This window comes from Pseudomonas sp. R3-52-08, assembly GCF_003851745.1.
Classification (GTDB): Bacteria; Pseudomonadota; Gammaproteobacteria; order Pseudomonadales; family Pseudomonadaceae; genus Aquipseudomonas.
In genome coordinates this window covers 3,020,664-3,038,868 of record NZ_CP027730.1, presented here as the reverse complement: position 1 = coordinate 3,038,868, position 18,205 = coordinate 3,020,664, and the positions used below count along the sequence as shown (strand labels likewise).

Here is an 18,205-nt window from a genome sequence, read left to right as displayed (position 1 = left end):
ATTGCCTCTCTGTTGTTGGATTTGTAGAGAAAGCGAAAACACCTGTCACCCCCTGACGGACTCCATCAGGGGGTGTGTAGCCTTAGAACGCCCAGTCCAGGCTCAAACCGACGCCGTGCACCTTCTCCTTGCTGGCCAGCAAACCGTTGTAATCGAAGTTCACCCGCGCATCCTTGCTCAACGCCAGGCTCACCCGCGCACCGACCAGTGCGGCATCACGCACCATCGGCGCGCTTTCCACCGCGAACGAAGGGCCACCCGAGGCAAACGCCAGGTGCTGCTCAGAGTCGGTGCTGCTCAAGTTGTGCTGCCAGCCCAGGGTGCCGGACACTTCCAGTTGCTGGTGATCGTTGACGTTGAAGGTTTTCAAGGCGCGTACACCCAGGGTGCTCAGCACCAGGTCGCGGCTGTCGTCTCCGCTTTTCAGCGCGGCGGCATCGCCCTTCTCGGTGAACCCATCGGTGTCCAGGTGCACGTAGGCCAGGTTGGCGAACGGCTCCAGGGCCAGTGGTTGCAGGTTGACGCGGTACGCCGCCTCGGTGAACACCTGGGTGCTGTGGGCATCGACCTTGGCTTTTTGCTTGCCGCTGACGTCACCGTATTGCAGGTCGCGCTTCACATCGGCGCGGTGCCAGCTGTAGGTGGCGCCGCCGCTCAGGCGCCAGGCGCCGATTTCATGCCCGGCATACGCGCCGAAGTGGTAGCTGTCGACCGACGCACGGCTATGGGTATCGCTGCCCATGTTCAACGAGGTATCGCTGTAGCCCGCCACCAGGCCGATGCGTGTCGCGTCGTCGAGGGCACCGTCGACACCGGCCAGCATGCCGCCGATAGACGTGGTGTAGCCCGCAGTGTCGTTGCGACTGTCGGTCTTGCCCCATGCACCCAGCGCCTTGACCCACACATTGCCACGGCTGTCGATGGCCTGGCTGGTCGCGCCCATTTCACCATTGCGCAGGCGCTCGCCTACCGCTTCGCGTACGTAGCGGCTGTCATTGACCAACGCCGTTTCCAACGCCGGATAGACTTCGCCGCTCAGTTGCTGGAACGCGCCTTGTGCCGAAGCCGCGGTCGGTGCGAGCAGCAAGCTTTCATACACCCCGTTGCCCGCGCCCAATTGCTCGGCGGCGGCGGCGACGGCGCGTTGGTTCGGTGTGGCGGCCACACTGGCGAAGCTGTTGGTGCGTGCCACGTCCAGCTGCACACCATTGGCCGCGTAGTTCAAGGTGCCGCCGATGAACAGGTAGTCAGGCAGTACCGCACCGAAGCTGCCAGTGACGCCACCGGCGGCTTGCAGAATGTTGTACTGGCGGCCGATCAAGCTTTGCGCCTGGGTCGCGCTCAACAGGGTCGGGCTGTTTTCCAGGGCCAGGGTCACGGTGCCGCCGTTCAGCGTGGCGGTGCCGCCGGCAACGATACGGTCGCTGCTGGTGGGCGACAATTCCACCGCGTAAGTCGAGCCCGGTTCGAAGGTGACATTGCCCGCCACGTTCAGCGTGCCAATGGAGTTGCCCGGCGCCACGGTGCCGCCGCTGTTTGCGCTCAGCGAGCCGATGCGCCCGGAGCCACCGACGATGCCACTCTGGCTGACGGTCACGTCGGAGGTAACCGAGCCGTTGATCGCCAGCAACCCCTGGTTAACCAGGGTCGGGCCGCTGTAAGTGTTGGCGCCGGTCAGCACCAGGGCGCCAATGCCCTGCTTGGTCAGGCCACCATGCCCGGCGATGTCGTTGCTCCACACATCCAGCCCGCAATGCACGTCGTTGCACACGCGCTGGGTCGGTTTGCCGGCATCCACCACCGCGCCGATGCCCGGCAGGTCCGCGACGAACTGGCCAGTGCCATAGGCGCCGTCAATGCGAAACTCAGCCGGAATATCCTCGGCGGTAATGAACATCCCCGGCCCGTTGACCGCCTTGCCCAGGTTAATCATGCCCCAGCCGTACAGCGAATCGATGCCTGGCGCGCCAAGGTCGGTGGCGGTGGTCTTGAGCAGCGTGGAGATCTGGTCGCCACTCATGTACGGGAAGCGCTCCATCAGCACCGCCGCACTGCCGGCCACGTGGGGCGCGGCCATGGAGGTGCCGTTGAAGTTGGCGTAGTCGGTGGTGAGGTTGTCCAGGTTGGTGCCGTTGATGATCGAACTGAAAATCTTGGTGCCCGGTGCCGACACACAGAAACTCGCCGCATAGCCGCAGCGCGAAGAGAAGGTGCTGATCACGTACGGGTTGGCACTGCTGGTGTCCGGGTTCTGCTGCAGGGCCGCCACCGACAGCCAGTTCGGTGCAATCTCGGGTACGAAGTACGCCAGGCCCGAAATCGCATCCGGGTTGTTGCGGTTGTAGTCGTTACCAGCGGCAAAGATGGTCAGCACACCGCTGCGCGCGGCGTCGATCGCACCTTGATAGGCGCCACCGGCAATCGTGCCGAGAATCGGCCGAATGGTGTTGAATTGCGCCTGGGCTTCATTGACCGTGAAGTTGGGAAAGGCGGGATCGCGGCCGCCCTTGGCGTACTGGTCACCGATGCCAATGCCCCAGCTGTTGTTGATGATCCGCGCGCCGCTGGCCACCAGCGCATCCCAACCGGCTTTGTACACCGCGCCGTCGTTGCCCAGGATGATCCCGTCTTCCGGGCCTGGGTCACCGTTTTCGGCGCTGATGATCTGCGCGTTGAACGCCACGCCATGCATCGGCCCGCCGTCGCGGTTACCGGCGGCAATGCCGCCGACATGGGTGCCGTGGTTGCCCAGCTTGCCGTTGGAGCCCAGGGACGGCGTGCCGTCATAGCGAAACGCATCACCGGCCTTCACCGGGATATACGGGTCGGTGTATTGGCGGATGCCCTCGGTGACGATCGTCACCACTTTGTTGGGGCTGGCGAATTCCGGGTGCTGGGCGTACACCGGCTGGTCGAAGATGCCCAGCTTGACGCCCTTGCCGGTGTAGCCCGCCGCATACGCGGTGTCGGCATGTACCGCGCCCAGGCCCCAATCGGCCTTGAACTCATTGCTGCGCCAACTGGCGGCGTCGCCCAGCTTGCCTGTTTCCACATAGGGTGCGGCCTGGGCGGTCCCCAGGCTTGCCAGGCAACACAACAACGCGCCGTATGGCACGCTGCTCAAGGCCTTGAGCGGATAGCCCGGGCCGGTGGGGATGGCGGTAGTTAACCCTGACTTGCGTTTTTTCACGGTGACCTTCCTTAGTTTTCTTGTTGCCAGTATGTGAACCACTTCCAAGGTGGGAGGGGGCTTGCTCCCGATGAGGGTGGATCAGTCAGTACATTCGGTGGCTGACACTCCGCCATCGGGAGCAAGCCCCCTCCCACAGTTGAACTGCGGTGTTCCCCCTAGAACTGCCAGTTCAGGCTCAGCCCCACGCCCTGGGTTTTCTCGCGTCCACCCAATTGGCCGTTGTAATCCAGGTTGACCCGCGTCGACGGGCTCAGCGCCAGGCTCGCCTGCACGCCCACCAGGGCCGCATCGCGCAGCAACGGCGCGCTGCGCACGGCGAAAGAAGGCCCTCCCGCGACAAACGCCAGATGCTCTTCGGATTCGACGGCGGTGAGGCTGTGTTGCCAGCCCAGGGAGCCCGACAGCTCAAGCTGCTGGTGGTCGTTCAACGCCAGGGTTTTCAACGCCCGCAGGCCCAGGGTGCCGAGCACCGCATCACGTCGATCACTGCCACGTTCCAGGGCCGCTGCGGCGCCTTTTTCGTGGAACGACTCACTGTCCAGGTGCACGTAGGCCAGGTTGGCAAACGGCTCCAGTGCCAGCGGCTGCAGGTGAATGCGGTAGGCGGCTTCGGTGAACAGCTGCGCGGTGCGCGCATCCAGCTTGGTTTTCTGCTTGCCGCTGACCTCGCCGTATTGCAGGTCACGTTTCACATCGCCGCGATGCCAGCTGTAGGCACCGCCGACGCTCACCCGCCAGTCGCCCAGCTCGCGCCCGGCATAGGCACCGAAGTGGTAGCTGTCGATAGACGCCGATGAATGCGTGCCGCCGCCCAGGCTCAACGAGCTATCGCTGTAGCCAGCGACCACGCCGATGCGGGTCTGTTCGTCAAGTGCGCCGTCGACCCCGGCCAGCAAGCCGCCGATGGAGGTGGTGGCGCCCGCCGTTTCACTGCGAGTGTCCGACTTGCCCCAGGCGCCCAGGGCCTTGAGCCACAGGTTGCTTTCACCGGCCACCGGCACATGCCGCAGACGTTCGCCTACCGCGTCGCGCAGTTGGCGGCTGTCGTTGATCAACATCGCGTCCACGGCCGGGTAGATTTCACCGGACAGCTGCTGCAAGCCCTGCTGCGCCGTGGCAACCGAGTCCGACTGCAGCAGGCTTTCATACACCGGGTTGCCGGCGCCCAATTGCTCGGCGGCCGTGGCGACGGCGCGCTGGTTACGGGTGGCGCCGACGCTGGCAAAGCTGGCGTCATTGCGCCCGACCGCCAGTTGCACGCCGTTGGCGGCATAGTCGAGGGTGCCGCCGAGGAACAGGTAGTTCGGCAGCACTTGGCCGAACTGGCCCTGGATACCGCCGGCCGCTTCAAGGATCGAGTATTGGCGGCCGATCAGGCTCTGGGCCTGGCTCTGGCTCAATAGCGTCGGGCTGTTTTCCAGGGCCAGGGTCACTGTACCGCCGCCGAGCACGGCCTTGCCGCCGGCGACAATGCGGTCGCTGCTGGTCGGGGTCAGTTCGACCGCGTAGGTAGAGCCTGCGCCCAGGTTCACATCCCCCGCTACCTGCAACGTGCCCACTGAATTGCCCGGCGCGACACGCCCGCCGTTGTTGACCGACAGCGCGCCGATACGCCCGGAACCGCCCAAGGTGGCGCTGTTATTGACGGTGACGGCCGAGGTCAACGAGCCGTTCACGGCCAGCAGGCCGCCGTTGACGGTGGTCGCGCCGCGATAGGTGCTGTCGCCGCCGAGCACCAGGCTACCCGCGCCGGATTTGATCAGGCTGCCTTCGTACACGCGATTCGCTGCGGCTTGATCGCGCGCGTTGCCAACGGCGTAGTCGGTCTGGTCCTGCTGGCTGGCCGTGGCGCCCACGCCGTTTTGCCAGCCCTTCTCGAGCAGGGTCTGCTGCCAGGCGCTGTGCTCGGCGCGGTCTTCTGCCTGACGCTGGAGCAATGCCTGGTCAGAAATACCATTGCTCCACACATCGCCCTGCCCGGCCGCGAGGTTCACGTCCATCGCACCGAGCAACTGCCCCGGCCCGTGCATCGCCCGGCCCAGGTCCGGCACGCCCCAGCCGACGATGGCGTTGGGCGCCTGGGTGATCGAACCGTCGAGCTGCGTGGCGGTGGTCAACAGCACCTGCAGCGCCTGCTCGTTGGTCATATAGGGATAGCGTTCCATCACCAGCGCCAACGCGCCCGTGGCATGGGGCGCCGACATCGAGGTGCCGGATTTCACACCATAACCGCCGTCCGGGATGGTGCTGTTAATCAGCGCACCGGGCGTGGAAATACACCAGTATTTGGCGATGCCGCACTTGTTGTACTTCTGGTTGTTGGCTTTATCCAGCCCCGACACCGCCAGCCAGTGGCCTTCCAGTTCCGGCTGAAAGTACGGCAACGCCGAGCGCACGCTGGCGTTCGCGTAACCGCTGTTGCCGGCGCTGAACACGTTGATCACGCCGGCCTTGGCCACGTCCGCCGCCGCGTCCAGCCAGGTGCCGCGGTTGTAGTGCTGGGCGTAGGCCGCGTGCAGGTCGTCCAGGGTCTGGTAGCTGACGTCCTTGGGCTGGCTGCCCCAGCTGTTGTTGATGGCGCGCACGCCGGAATCCACCAGGGCGGTGTACACCTCCTTGAAATACTTGGGGTCCGGGGTGGGGCCAAACAGGAAGCTGTCGTTGGCGTTGGTGTTGCCGACATACACCTGCGCGTTATATGCCACGCCGTGCATGCCCACGCCGTCGCGGGCCGCGCCCATGGTGCCGGTGACGTGGGTGCCGTGGGAGTCGTTGTTCGGGTTGAGCGCGCCGGTAGTGCTGAAGGCGCTGCCGTCGACGTAGGTGCCGCTGGCGGTGACCGGGTGGAAACGGTCTTTGGCCGCTTCGGGGTGATTGGTATCGAAACCCGAGTCCAGCGCACCGATTTTCACGCCATTGCCGCTGATCCCGGCGGCATAGGCTTCATCCGCCTTCATGCGCCCCAGGCCCCAGTCGCTCTGGTACTCGGCGGAACGCCAGCTGGCGGGATCACCCGGCTGGCCGGTTTCGGCGTATTGCGCCTGTGCCGCAACGGACAACAGCAGCAATGAGCCTGCGGTGAAAGGTTTGAAACGTGGTGAATCCGTGATCATCCGTACACTCCTGTTTATTGTTATTCACACGCCTACAGTTTTCTCTCCGGGCCGAAGGCCTCATCCACCTTGGCCAGGTCGGTGTCACGCAAGTTGCCCGCGTAATAGTGCAATTTGGTCCAGGCCATCAGGTAGTCGTACCGCGCCTGGGCGAGGTCGCGGCGGGTGCTGTAGAGCTGCTGCTCGGCATTCAATGCGTCGAGGTTGACCCGCTCGCCGCCGAGGATGCTGTGCTTGGTCGACACCACCAGTGCCTCGGCGGAAGTCAGCGCTTTTTGATAGGCGCGCAGCTTGCTCACCCCGGACAGGCAAGCGCTGAACTGGCGGCGCAGTTCGATCAGCGTTTCGCGAGTCTTGCCTTCCAGTTCGTACTCGGCCTGTTCCATGGCGCGGCTGGCCTGGCGCGTGGACGCCGAGATGCCGCCACCGGCATACAGCGGCACGCTGACTTCGACGCCGATGGTGTTGGTGTCGTAGCGCTGGTTATAGGTGTTGCCGCTGTCGGACTCCTGCTTGCGCGAACTGGCGTACGCAGTGACCTTGGGCAAATGCCCGGCGCGGTTGCGCTCCACTTCATAGCGCGCCACTTCCAGGGCCTGGCGCTGGGAGGCGAGCGTCGGGTTGTTGCTGATTGCCAGTTCATGCCAGGTGTCATAGTTGGCCGGCGATAGGGTGAACGCGGCGAAGCCCTGGTTCAGCGGTGCCAGGTCGTCGATGTTGACGCTTTGCACGCCAATCAACGCACCCAGCTCGCGCAGGGACGCATCCTGCTCATCCAGGGCCTGGATCTCTTCGGCGGTGGCCAGCTCATAACGCGATTCCGCCTCGAGAATATCGGTGCGGGTGCCCTCGCCTTGCTGGAACAGGTGCTGGTTCTGTTGGAACTGTTGCTCGAAGGCTTTCTTCTTGGCACGGGCGATGTCGATCTGGTCCTGGGCGAACAGCGCCTGGGTGTAGTAGCTCAACACCCGCACCAGCAACGCCTGGCTCTTGTCGCGGAAGCTTTCATCGGCAAACAGCGCCTGGGCCACGCCCTTGCGGTAGTTGGCATAGGCTTCGTAGTCGAACAGCGGCTGTTGCAGGCTGAAGGTGGAGCCGTAGCTGTTGTAGTTGCGGTCGTCGCGATAGCTGCCACCGCGCCCATCGGGCAGGTGCGCTTCGGAATTGTTGCGGCCCTTGTTGTAGTTGTACGACAGCCTGGGCAACAAGCCGGCGCGGCCGATGGTGCGATTTTCCAGGCCGGCGTCGCGCTCCTTGATCGCGCCGAGGAACACCGGGTCATTGCGCAGGGCTTGCTCGTACACATCGAACGGGCCCATGGCGGCGTGCGCGCTGGCACAGCTGAAGAGCAAGGCGATGAACACAGGTTTCATGCTCATTCCTCGGTCAACGCGGAGCCGGCGCGATCGAGCAGCGGCTTGAACAGGTAATTGAGCAACGAGCGCTCGCCGGTGCGCACGAACATCTCGGCGGGCATGCCCGGTTTGATCACCAGGCCGTGGAGTTTTTCCAGCGCTGCCTCGCTGACCGTGGTGCGCAGCACGTAATAGGGGGCGCCGGTCTTTTCATCGAGCATCTGGTCGGCGGAAATCAGGCTCACCTCCCCCGGCACGCGCGGGGTGCGGCTCTGGTTGAAGGCGGTGAAGAGGATGTCCACCGGCAGGTGCGTGCCGACCTTGTCCACCAGGTGCACCGGCAAGTGCCCTTCCACTTCCAGGCGCGTGCCTTGGGGCACGATCTCCAGCAGAGTTTCACCGGCCCGCACCACGGCGCCTTCGGTGTGTACGCTGAGGTTGACCGCGATGCCGTCGGCCGGCGCGTTGATTTCGCTGTGCTGCAGGTCGAACCCGGCGGAGGTCAGTTGCTGCTCCAGGGTCAGACTGCGCAGTTGCGCATCGGCCAGTTGGCTGCGCACTTCCTTCTGATATTCCTCGGTGTGCTGCTGCAATTTGAGGCGCGACTCGACAATGCCCTGCTCGACGCGGCCAGTCTCGCCGGCGTTTTGCGCCAGGTCCTGCTGCACCTGGGACAACTGGCGCTGATAGTCCATCAGGCGGTTGCGCGGGATGTAGCCATTGTCGGCCAGGGGTTGCAGGTTGCTCAGTTGCTCACGCAGGGATTGCGCCTGGGCGCTCAAGTCACTGCGGGCGCGGCGCATGCCGCCCAACTGCGAGGTGGCGCCATCGATGCTTGCACGGATGCCGGCCTGTTCACGGGCAAAGGCTTCGCGCCGACTGCTGAACAGTTGGCGTTGGCCTTCGAGCACCAGCGCCAGGGCCGTGTCGGGGTTGGCGCTCAGTTCGGCCGGAAAGCGCACACCTGGCAGGTTGTCACGTTCGCTCTGCCAGCGCGCAGCGCTGGCCCAGGCCATGCGGTACTGGGCTTGCAGCGATTGCACGTCGGCCTGGTGCTGGGTCTGGTCGAGGCGAAACAGCGGCTGGCCCTGCTTCACCACCTCGCCTTCGCGCACCAGAATCCGGCTGACCACGCCGGGGCTGAGGGTTTGCACGGCCTTGCGCTTGCCCGACACCACCACCGTGCCTTGCACCGGGATGCCTTGGTCCAGCGGCGCCAGGCTGGCCCAGAGGAAAAAACCGCCGGCGCCGACCACGGTCAGCAGCCAGCCCATGCGGACGAAGAAACGTGCGTCGTGTTGTTCAACTATAAGGCTGCTCATGCGCCTGGATTCCTTCCGGCCTGATACTGGCGACTAAAGCTGACGCCGGTTTTTTCCTTCGGTGCCTCTTGCTGCCCGGACAACGCGCGCAGCACTTCCTGGCTGGGTCCGAAGGCCTGCAACTGGCCTTCGTTGAGGATCAGCAACTTGTCAGCCTGGGCCAGTGCGGAGGAACGGTGCGTCACCAGCACCACGCTGCTGCCCTGGGCCTTCATCTGCACAATGGCGCTGGCCAGCGCGGCTTCGCCGACGGTGTCAAGGTTGGAGTTGGGCTCATCCAGCACGATCAAGCGCGGGCCGCCATACAGCGCGCGGGCCAGGGCCACGCGTTGCTTCTGCCCGCCGGACAGGCCACCGCCATTGTCGCCCAGCAGGGTGTCGTAGCCTTGGGGCAGGCGCAGGATCAACTCGTGCACCCCGGCCTGTTGCGCCGCCTTCACCACAAGCTGCGGGTCGGCTTGGCGAAAGCGCGCGATGTTGTCGGCGATGCTGCCGCTGAACAGTTCGATGTCCTGGGGCAAGTAGCCGATATGCGGGCCGAGGTCGTCGCGGTCCCAGCGGTGAATATCCGCGCCGTCCAGGCGCACGGTGCCGGCCAGGGTCGGCAACACGCCTACCAGTACGCGAGCCAGGGTGGATTTACCGGAACCCGAGGCGCCGAGCACGCCCAGCACTTCACCGGCGCCGAGGTTGAAGTTGATGTGGTGCAGGGTCGCCAGGCGCCGACCCGGCGGGCCGGCGCTGACCTGCTCGAAGCTGACCTGGCCGTTGGGCGCCGGCAAGGCCATCTGCTCGGCCTGCGGCGGGAATTCGCGCAGCAGCTCGTCGAGGCGCTGGTAGGCCAGCTTGGCGGAGCTCCACTGCTTCCACACCGCGATCAGCTGGTCGATGGGGCTGAGTACCCGGCCCATCAGGATGGAACCGGCGATCATCATCCCGGCGGTCATATCGCCTTTGATCACCAGCAGCGCACCGAGGCCCAACACCAAGGATTGCAGGCAAAGGCGCAGGGACTTGCTCAGTGAGGTGATCACCGAACCGGTATCGCTGGCCTTGTTCTGCAAGCCGAGGAACTGCGAATGCACCGCGAACCAGCGCTGGCGCAGCGCGCCGAGCATGCCCATGGCCTGGATAGTTTCGGCATTGTGCAAATGGCTGGTAGCCAACTGAGTCGACTGTTGGGAATAACCGCTGGCTTCGCCCAGGGGCTTTTTGGTCAGGTATTCATTGAGGCAGGCCAGTGCGATCAACAGCACCGCGCCGGCCGTGGCCAACACCCCGAGCCACAGGTTGAACAGGAAAATCACGAACAGGTAGATGGGAAACCACGGCGCATCGAAAAACGCGAATAACGCAGGCCCGGTAATGAACTGGCGAATATGGGTCAAGTCGCCCAAGGACTGCCCGGCGTGCCCCTGGCCGCGTTGCAGGTTGCGTTCGAATGCGGCTTTGTACACGCGCAAGTTGAACTGCCGCTCCAACTGGGCGCCGATGCGGATCACGATAAAACTGCGGATAACTTCCAGCAGGCCTATAAAGGCAAAGAACCCCACGACCATCAACGTCAACATCACCAGGGTGGTTTCATTCTGGGAGGACAGCACGCGGTCGTACACTTGCAGCATGTAAATCGAGGGCACCAGCATCAACAGGTTAATCAGCGCGGTAAAACAGCCAACGCTGATCAAGATGCTCTTGTATTCACCCAGCGCCTTGAACAAGGGTGCAACGGTATGGGGCTTGGCCATATCTTCTTATCTTCCATGAACCCAAAGTACGCGCACTAGTTGCCCTACCCCCTGAATAGCGGGCGGCCAACTAATAAATGAAGTTATAAGCTTATAACCTGAAACTAAGGTGTACGTTGCAGCACCACGATGGCTCCAGATTTAGTGCGGGCCTGATATTCGCCTTCCTTCTGGCGATTCAAGTGCGTAATGCCACTGCCTTCGGCATTCATCAGCCAGATGCCGTCCGGCGTCGGCGACCACGTCAGCGGTTTATCGCCCAGCCATTGCGCGGCACACGCCACATCGCCCCCCAGGCTGTTGGGCTGCTCGAGCAGGTCCAGCGCACACACCTGGTCATCCTGGTGCAACTGCCAATGCCCCGCCAACTGTGCGGTAGTGGGTAAAACAAGACTGCTCGCCATTGCATGGGCTCCTGCCGACACGATCAATAGGGTGACCCCTTTGGAAAAACGCTGCATTGCCTGGCTCCATCCTGGAACGCGGCGCCGGAGCGCCGCGCTTTACATCACGCCACGATGTCGCTGGCAGCCGCCTGGCCAACGGTGGTGACGAGGAAATCCGCCACGCCGTGCCCGGAGAAGTCAACGGCCAACGTACCCAGGTTAGTACCTGATGCGTAGGACAGCACCGCGTCGCCGGCATGCCCGGTAAACGCGTTGACGAAGCTCACGCCCGCGCCTTTGGTGATACCGGACAGGTCGATCTTGTCGGAACCTGAGGTGAAGTCAAAGATCTTGTCCGCCGCTCCTGGCTTGGAATCGGACACGGCACCGAACACAAAGGTGTCGCTGCCGGCGCCGCCCCACAGTTGGTCCGCACCGCCGCCACCGTAGATGAGGTCGTTGCCGGCCCCGCCCTTGATGAGGTTGGCGGCCTGGTTACCAATGATCAGGTCGTTGCCCGCGCCACCGAAGGCGTTCTCGACCGTCACGCCCTTGGCGATGGAAACGTTGCCCACCAGGCCGCCGACATCGGAGAACGAGGCTGCATTGAGGTTGATCTTCTGGTTTTGCGTGAAGCCGGAGAAGTCCAGGGTGTCATTGCCACCACCGTCCCATACCGAGAACACCAGCTTGTCGGCATTGGACGTGGCGCTGAGGAAATCACGCCCGGTGTTGGAGTTGAAACCGTAGGTCGTGTCACCGGCGCGGGTATTGAGGTTGGCACCGTAGAGCTTCTGGATCGCGGCAATATCGTCGATCAGCGGACCGGAAGCGTAAGCCTCGACCCCGCCTTTGCTGAAGTTCTGGTTGGTGTTGCTCTCGCTCCAGTAACTCATGACGCTATAGCCACGCGTGTCCTGTCCATAGGTCGCGTCGTTATAGGTCGGGTTGCCATTCCCGGCGTTGTAGTCGCCAGGGTGAGCCAGGCCCAGGGTGTGGCCGATTTCGTGGGTCAGGGTCTGCCGGCCATAGTTGTTCAGGTCCGGGGTCTTGTTCGGCGTGTAGCTGTTGTTGGTCAGGTACCACGAGGTGCCGTCGTAGCCTGCACCGGTGCCGGGCAGGTAGGCGAAAGCCGCCGCGCCATCCTGGCCGCCGCTGTAGTTGCCGAAGGTCATGTGTGCGTCACCGCCGGAAGCCTTTTCGGTAAAGGTCACGTTGGCAACATCCGACCAGGATTGCATGGCCAGTGCGGCCTGCGCTTTCTGCTGGGCGTTGAATTGGCTGAAGCCCGAGATGCCATGTTTGTTCATGGTGCTCGAGGATGCCGAGGTGAGAAAGGTATAGGTCAGATCGATCTTGCCGTTGCCATCAAAGTCCCGGTACGCGGCGCCGTCCCGCAACAGCTGGGTGGCTGCCTGGTCCACGCTGTAGGACGGTTTGCCATTGACCGTCAGGTTGCCGCCACGGTCATACAAATGGCTGAAGCTATCGATTTGCGAGTAAGCAGTGCTGGCTTGCGCGGCAGATACAATAGCCTTGTCTTTTACTTTTGACATAAACGTACTTCCTTGTTTGCAAGTGCATCAGTCTTTGTTCGATAGGAACCTCGCGGGCGAGGATAGTCCTATCACTCACCTCTTTTGAAGGCGTAAGAAAACTGACACAATTTGAAATCTTTCGTCTACACATATTTCAGCAGGGAAAAGCTGCCCCAGATGCAACTTGAGGAAGTCGTGCGTAGCGTTTGTTGGGGACGGTTGTGTTTAGGTGACCGAATAGCGCGCAGCGATATTTAAATATTAAATACAGGTAAAGCCGCGCTAGTTGCGCGACCTACTTGAATAAGGGATCCAATATATTGTCACGGTGTCATTGGCAACATTAAAGAGCCACTACTTACACCATTAAACTGCGTTGTCCCCTTTTACCGGGACATTACGCCAGCCACATGTGTGCAGCGCCTCCAATACCGTCTCGCCGGCCAGGCCCGGTATCGTGACGCCGTCCTGGGTGGTCATGTCCTCTCCGGCCAGCAAGGCATTGATGATCGCCTCCTCCACCGCCTCGGCGGCGGCGCTGAACAGCGGGGAGATGTGGTCGTTGTTGACCATGCGCAATACCGTACTGTGCGGCAAATCCTTGCGCCCGTAATCGGCGGGCGGCAAGTCCTGATTACCCGTGGCGAAGGCCAGGAACAGGTCGCCGCTGGAATCCTCGGTGCCGCCGCCGGTGCGGGCGATACCGATGGAGGCGCGCTGCGCCAGGCGCTGGCACTGATGGGGCAACAGCGGCGCATCCGTGGCAATGATCACCACGATGGAGCCCATGCCCGGTGTGCCGCGGTCGGCGAACGGCGAAGCGATCTGCATCAAGTAGCGACCGACCGGATAACCATCGATCCGCAGCTCCTGGCGCTTGCCATGGTTGGCCTGCACCAGTACGCCGACGGTCCAGCCGCCCTGCTCTGCCGGCAACCGCCGCGACGCCGTGCCGATGCCGCCCTTGAACTCATGGCAGATCATCCCGGTGCCGCCCCCCACCGCGCCCTCCTGCACCGGGCCCGACTCAGCCTTGTCCAGAGCTTCACGCACATGCTCAGGGCGCACATGCTGGCCCCAGATGTCGTTGAGCAAGCCATCATAGGTTTCCATCACCACCGGCATGCACCAGTACACCGCCGGGTCAGCCAGGCGCTCACGCTCAAGAGCGATCAAGCTGTCACGCACGATGCCGATGCTGTGGGTGTTGGTGACGGCTATCGGCGTGGTCAACAGCCCCGCTTCGCGGATCCACTCAAGGCCGGTGGCGTCGCCATTGCCGTTGAGCACGTGGTACCCGGCAAAACAGGGTTGATGGCGTGCTTCGCCAGGGCGCGGCTGGATCACGCTGACGCCTGTGCGTACCTGCTTGCCGCCGACCTCGCTGTTGAGCGTGGCATGGCCGACGCGGACGCCGGGCACATCGGTGATCGCATTCCATTTCCCAGGCGTGCCCAGCCCCAGGGTGATGCCCAATTGACGTGCGCGCATAACCACTCCTTACAATTTCTGAAAGACCGGACTCAACCGGCCACTGATGCAATACAGAATCACCGACAACGCCAGCAGGCCGATGTTGTTTATCCAGTCATTGGGGCATGACCTGGACAATCCGTAGGCTTGGAACATGATCCAGGTCAATGTCAGGTAAAGAACCGCCGAACGGGCCTGAAAAAAACACCTCGTCTTGCGAACGAATGCTATTTTGAGGGTTCGATGCCATGACTAGTGAAGGTCCTGGCCCCTGCCGCGAGCTAAAGGAAGCGCTCAATGAACAAGGTAGGCAACATGAACAAAGTGACATTCCCCAACGCCTGTCAGCTGATGCGCTGGCATTTTCATCCGATGGGCTTCGAAGGGAGCATGGACGCCCCCGGCAGCATGGTTGCCCGCCTGTTCGACCGGGCCAGCGGCGAGACGCTGATCGCGATCGCCGGCATTCCCTGCGCCACCGTGATGAACGCCGCCGATGTGGAGCGCATCATCGAGGCGGTGGAGGCTGAGCTTGAGAGTTTTGTGCCGCCTCTGTCGTTGCGGGCCTGATCAATATCCGCAGACCTGTGAAATCCAATTGTGGGAGGGGGCTTGCCCCCGATAGCGTTGGGTCAGTCACTGAAAGGTCGACTGGCACACCGCCATCGGGGGCAAGCCCCCTCACACATTAACCGCGCTGATCGTCGAAAAATACTTTCTTGCCGTCTACTCGCTCCGATGCCCTTGGCACATTCACCGCCTGGCCTTCGGGCTTTTCCACATACCAATAACAGTGGCTGACCGCGCGAGTGATGCCGACGTAGGCCAGGCGCAGCACTTCGTCTTTTTGAGCGTTGTCGTACGCCTCACTGTCGCCATCCTTGCCCAGGCCCGCCATACGGTAGACCTGGTTCTTGTAAGGCGAGCTGGTCAGGTGCTGGCAGTCCCCGAGTAGAAACACCGCATCCGCCTGCAGGCCCTTGGCGCTGTGGTAGGTCAGCTGTTTCAGCCTGCGCGCCTGGGACGGCAAGCTGGAATCCAGATTAACTACCGCCTGAATATGCTCTTGTATCAACAGCTTATCGCTGCTTTTTCGATACAACATTAATACTGTATCGCCCCGCTGATAGTGCTCGATCAACTGCCGGGCCAACGCCGCGTCGTCGCGCTCCAGCACCACCACGGGCACCAAGGGCCTGGGCTCGCCAGCGGCCTTCGCCTTCTTGCCGGGAATGGCCGGGGCACTGCGCACGATGTGCTCGGCAGCGTCGATGATGTGTTGGTGACTACGGTAATTCTCACTCAGCATGACGCGGGTGGTGCTCGGCGAGGTGAACTCCTTGTTGAACTCCATGAAGTACTTGGGCGAGCTACCGCGCCAGCCATAGATGGACTGCCAGTCATCCCCTACGCACAGCAACGATGAACGCTGCGCCCCGCGACCAACGTGCATCGCCGGGCCACGGCTGCGGATTTCACGCAGGCTGGCGCGGATCCACGAGACGATCTGCGGCGACACATCCTGGAATTCGTCGATCATCAGATGCGACATCGGCCGCAGCAGCGCGTCGCTGAGCAGCTTGAGGTTCTCCGGGGTGTTTTCGCCAAACAACGAAAACATGCGGTTGTAGGTCATGATCGGCGGCGATTGCTCAAGCAAGTGGTCTTCCAGGGCTTTCCAGAAAATACCCAGGGCCTCGAAGAACAAGCGGTCCGGATCGTCTTTGGCGAAGCTCATCCGGCCGACGGCGGTGGGCACATCCAACCCGAGGTTCTCGATAAAGCCGGCGGCCATGACAAAGCTGTCGAGGAGCGGCGCCGAGGCAAGCTCGCCCTTGACCTTGTAATCAAACCCGGGCCCGGCCGTGGCATCGCCCGCCAGGCAACTTAACACTCTTCGTGAAGAATCGTAGCTCTCCAACCATATCAATGGCTTACGACAGAAAGCTTGAAACAGCGTGCGCTTTACCGCCCACTCTGCGCGCACGGACAGCTTGGCATTTGGCCGGCTGATCTGAGGGTTTTCCCGCGAATCGAAGCCCAGCACTACCCAGGCGTCCAGTTCAGGGATATAGCCATGGCAATGAAACTGCGCGCCATTGATCTCAAACGTTTGCCGGCTCGGTTCGATGCCCTTGATGGGCCAGGCGCAGGCACGAAACCACAGGTCCTCGATGACGTCACAGAGTTCTTCGTCACGCTTGGCCGCCAATTCCGTGACCGCCACGCGCTTCTGCACATCGGGATGATCACGCTCCAGTTCCTTGAGCTGCAGCCCATGGCGTGCCAGCGGTGCGATCAACTCGCGAAAACGCGCATGACGGCCGTGCAAGCGGTGGTAACACGCGTTCATCTGCTGGCGCTGGGCGTCGTTGATGCGCAGGTCGAACGGGTTGCTGTCGGCATCCTCGAACCCGGCGCTGAGGTTCTCGAAGGCTTGCAGTCGCTCAAAGCCCGGCAGGCTGCGCACCATCGGCAGGATGCGTGAGTGAAAGGTGCGCACCACCGCCTGGGCCTCTTTATGGTCAAGGGGCTGGCCCCATAAGCTGAGAATGTGCATGAGCTTTTGGATGAAGTCTTTGCGCGATTCGCGAGTAAACGTCACCACGGTCATCGAACTCAACTCGAAGCCCAGGTAATGGGTGAGCAGCAGGATGCGCAGCACCAGAGAGGTCGACTTACCCGCGCCGGCACCGGCAATCACCGAAGTGGACGGCGTGTCGCTGAAGATCATCTTCCACTGCGCCGCACTGGGCTGGGCGTGCACCGGCAGCAAACGTGCGACGTCGGCCTTGATGCGCTTTTTTATGTCAGCAGTAAGCGGCAATCGCCAGTCGTCGAACAGGCTGTCATCAATGCCTGGCGCACGGGGTTCATCCGACCGGAAATCGCGGATCAGCAGGACTTGCCGGCCCTCCTCCAAACCGTCCGCCTTGCCCTCGCGGTAACCATATTCCACCCCGGCTTCATGCCCGCTGCGAAAACCGTCGGCCTGGCCATGCAACCACGAAAACCGGTGCTGAGCGCGCAAACGCGTGAGGCCGTGGCCGAACAGGCGCGCGGCAAGCCGTTTCAGTAGCGGCATTTCAGCCAGGGGGCGCAGTTCAGGGGGCAGATCAGGCTGTGGGTGCGGCACGCGGACTCCTGCGATGAGCTAGGTTTTTACAGTGCGCCATGGTCGCCGGAATTGCCGCTCAGTTCCAGCCAAATGCTTTGATCTCATGCAGTTAGGCGATGAAGTGAAAGTGGATACCTGAAATAAGCATCAAATAAACAGATAGGAATCAGGCATTTTTTACGCTTTTTATCGATCATGCACTGATGGATCATAGCGCTATCCATAGGAGACGATCATGCTTGAACTTCGACCCTTCAACACCCTGGGCGGCGCCCACCATGGCTGGCTCGACGCCCATCATCACTTTTCATTCGCCGAATACCATGACCCCGAGCGTATGCACTGGGGCAACCTGCGGGTGTGGAACGACGACATCATTGCGCCGGGCAGCGGCTTCCCGCAGCACGCACACCGCGACATGGAAATCATCACCTACGTGCGTGAAGGCGCGATCAGTCATGCCGACAACCTGGGCAACAAGGGCCGTACCGAGGCTGGCGACGTACAGGTGATGAGCGCTGGCACCGGGATCGCTCACAGCGAATATAATCTGGAAGCCACTCCGACCAAGATCTTTCAGATCTGGATCATCCCGAATGAGGCCGGCCTGCCGCCCTCCTGGGGCGCCAGGCCGTTTCCACAGGGTGCGCGCGAAGGCTTCGTGACCCTGGCCAGCGGCAAGGCCGGAGACACGCAAAGCCTGCGCATTCGTGCCGATGCACGCCTGGTGGCGGCTAATCTGAAGGCCGGGGAAAGTGCCGAGTATCGGCTGGACAGCGGCCGCCGGGCGTACCTGGTGCCGGCAACGGGGACGATTGAAGTCAACGGCTTGCGTGCGCAGGCTCGAGACGGCGTGGCGGTTGCCGATGAGCAGGTGTTGCGGGTGACGGCGATTGAAGACAGCGAGATTGTGTTGGTTGATCTCGCCTGATCTCAAGCCTTGTTAGCCTCTAATGTGG

General features: G+C 62.4%; 11 protein-coding genes. 2 read left to right on the top strand and 9 right to left on the bottom strand.

Going from position 1 to position 18,205, the window contains the following annotated elements; all coding sequences use genetic code 11:
- Window positions 1-82: 82 nt before the first annotated feature.
- The 8 genes from C4J91_RS13830 to C4J91_RS13795 form a co-directional block, all read right to left on the bottom strand.
- The gene (locus tag C4J91_RS13830; RefSeq protein ID WP_124362842.1) at window positions 83-3,190 is read right to left on the bottom strand and encodes an autotransporter serine protease; all 3,108 of its coding nucleotides are present in this window, start codon (window positions 3,188-3,190) and stop codon (window positions 83-85) included.
- A gap of 158 nt (window positions 3,191-3,348) precedes the next feature.
- Window positions 3,349-6,306 carry an autotransporter serine protease gene (locus tag C4J91_RS13825; RefSeq protein ID WP_124362841.1) on the bottom strand — a complete coding sequence of 986 codons (2,958 nt, stop codon included), beginning with the start codon at window positions 6,304-6,306 and terminating at the stop codon, window positions 3,349-3,351.
- A gap of 32 nt (window positions 6,307-6,338) precedes the next feature.
- Window positions 6,339-7,679 carry a TolC family outer membrane protein gene (locus tag C4J91_RS13820; protein WP_124362840.1) on the bottom strand — a complete coding sequence of 447 codons (1,341 nt, stop codon included), beginning with the start codon at window positions 7,677-7,679 and terminating at the stop codon, window positions 6,339-6,341.
- A gap of 2 nt (window positions 7,680-7,681) precedes the next feature.
- The gene (locus C4J91_RS13815) at window positions 7,682-8,983 is read right to left on the bottom strand and encodes an HlyD family type I secretion periplasmic adaptor subunit (protein ID WP_124362839.1); all 1,302 of its coding nucleotides are present in this window, start codon (window positions 8,981-8,983) and stop codon (window positions 7,682-7,684) included.
- Window positions 8,980-10,731: a type I secretion system permease/ATPase gene (locus C4J91_RS13810; protein ID WP_124362838.1), complete on the bottom strand. Its 1,752-nt coding sequence runs from the start codon at window positions 10,729-10,731 to the stop codon at window positions 8,980-8,982. Before C4J91_RS13810 ends, C4J91_RS13815 begins: the two co-directional genes overlap by 4 nt.
- Before the next feature lie 104 nt (window positions 10,732-10,835).
- Window positions 10,836-11,192, bottom strand: a complete 357-nt coding sequence (locus C4J91_RS13805) for a protease inhibitor Inh/omp19 family protein (RefSeq protein ID WP_124362837.1) — start codon at window positions 11,190-11,192, stop codon at window positions 10,836-10,838.
- A gap of 47 nt (window positions 11,193-11,239) precedes the next feature.
- Window positions 11,240-12,673, bottom strand: coding sequence for a serralysin family metalloprotease (locus C4J91_RS13800; RefSeq protein ID WP_124362836.1), 1,434 nt, complete (start codon window positions 12,671-12,673; stop codon window positions 11,240-11,242).
- 348 nt (window positions 12,674-13,021) lie between these two features.
- Complete coding sequence (locus C4J91_RS13795; RefSeq protein ID WP_124362835.1) at window positions 13,022-14,146, bottom strand: P1 family peptidase; 1,125 nt, start codon at window positions 14,144-14,146, stop codon at window positions 13,022-13,024.
- A gap of 279 nt (window positions 14,147-14,425) precedes the next feature.
- Here C4J91_RS13795 and C4J91_RS13790 point away from each other — a divergent pair, with 279 nt between their 5' ends.
- Window positions 14,426-14,698: a DUF1652 domain-containing protein gene (locus tag C4J91_RS13790; RefSeq protein WP_124362834.1), complete on the top strand. Its 273-nt coding sequence runs from the start codon at window positions 14,426-14,428 to the stop codon at window positions 14,696-14,698.
- Window positions 14,699-14,816: 118 nt separating this feature from the next.
- On the opposite strand, the gene C4J91_RS13785 is transcribed toward C4J91_RS13790, so the two are convergent.
- The gene (locus C4J91_RS13785; protein WP_124362833.1) at window positions 14,817-17,264 is read right to left on the bottom strand and encodes a UvrD-helicase domain-containing protein; all 2,448 of its coding nucleotides are present in this window, start codon (window positions 17,262-17,264) and stop codon (window positions 14,817-14,819) included.
- 217 nt (window positions 17,265-17,481) lie between these two features.
- Here C4J91_RS13785 and C4J91_RS13780 point away from each other — a divergent pair, with 217 nt between their 5' ends.
- The gene (locus tag C4J91_RS13780; protein ID WP_124362832.1) at window positions 17,482-18,177 is read left to right on the top strand and encodes a pirin family protein; all 696 of its coding nucleotides are present in this window, start codon (window positions 17,482-17,484) and stop codon (window positions 18,175-18,177) included.
- Window positions 18,178-18,205 lie beyond the last annotated feature (28 nt).

Excerpts from the sequence above, each read along its gene's own strand:
- C4J91_RS13820 (WP_124362840.1), bottom strand. The coding sequence starts at position 7,679 with ATGAAACCTGTGTTCATCGCCTTGCTCTTCAGCTGTGCCAGCGCGCAC.
- C4J91_RS13780 (WP_124362832.1), top strand. The coding sequence starts at position 17,482 with ATGCTTGAACTTCGACCCTTCAACACCCTGGGCGGCGCCCACCATGGC.
- C4J91_RS13805 (WP_124362837.1), bottom strand. The coding sequence starts at position 11,192 with ATGCAGCGTTTTTCCAAAGGGGTCACCCTATTGATCGTGTCGGCAGGA.
- C4J91_RS13790 (WP_124362834.1), top strand. The coding sequence starts at position 14,426 with ATGAACAAGGTAGGCAACATGAACAAAGTGACATTCCCCAACGCCTGT.
- C4J91_RS13800 (WP_124362836.1), bottom strand. The coding sequence starts at position 12,673 with ATGTCAAAAGTAAAAGACAAGGCTATTGTATCTGCCGCGCAAGCCAGC.
- C4J91_RS13815 (WP_124362839.1), bottom strand. The coding sequence starts at position 8,983 with ATGAGCAGCCTTATAGTTGAACAACACGACGCACGTTTCTTCGTCCGC.
- C4J91_RS13825 (WP_124362841.1), bottom strand. The coding sequence starts at position 6,306 with ATGATCACGGATTCACCACGTTTCAAACCTTTCACCGCAGGCTCATTG.
- C4J91_RS13810 (WP_124362838.1), bottom strand. The coding sequence starts at position 10,731 with ATGGCCAAGCCCCATACCGTTGCACCCTTGTTCAAGGCGCTGGGTGAA.
- C4J91_RS13795 (WP_124362835.1), bottom strand. The coding sequence starts at position 14,146 with ATGCGCGCACGTCAATTGGGCATCACCCTGGGGCTGGGCACGCCTGGG.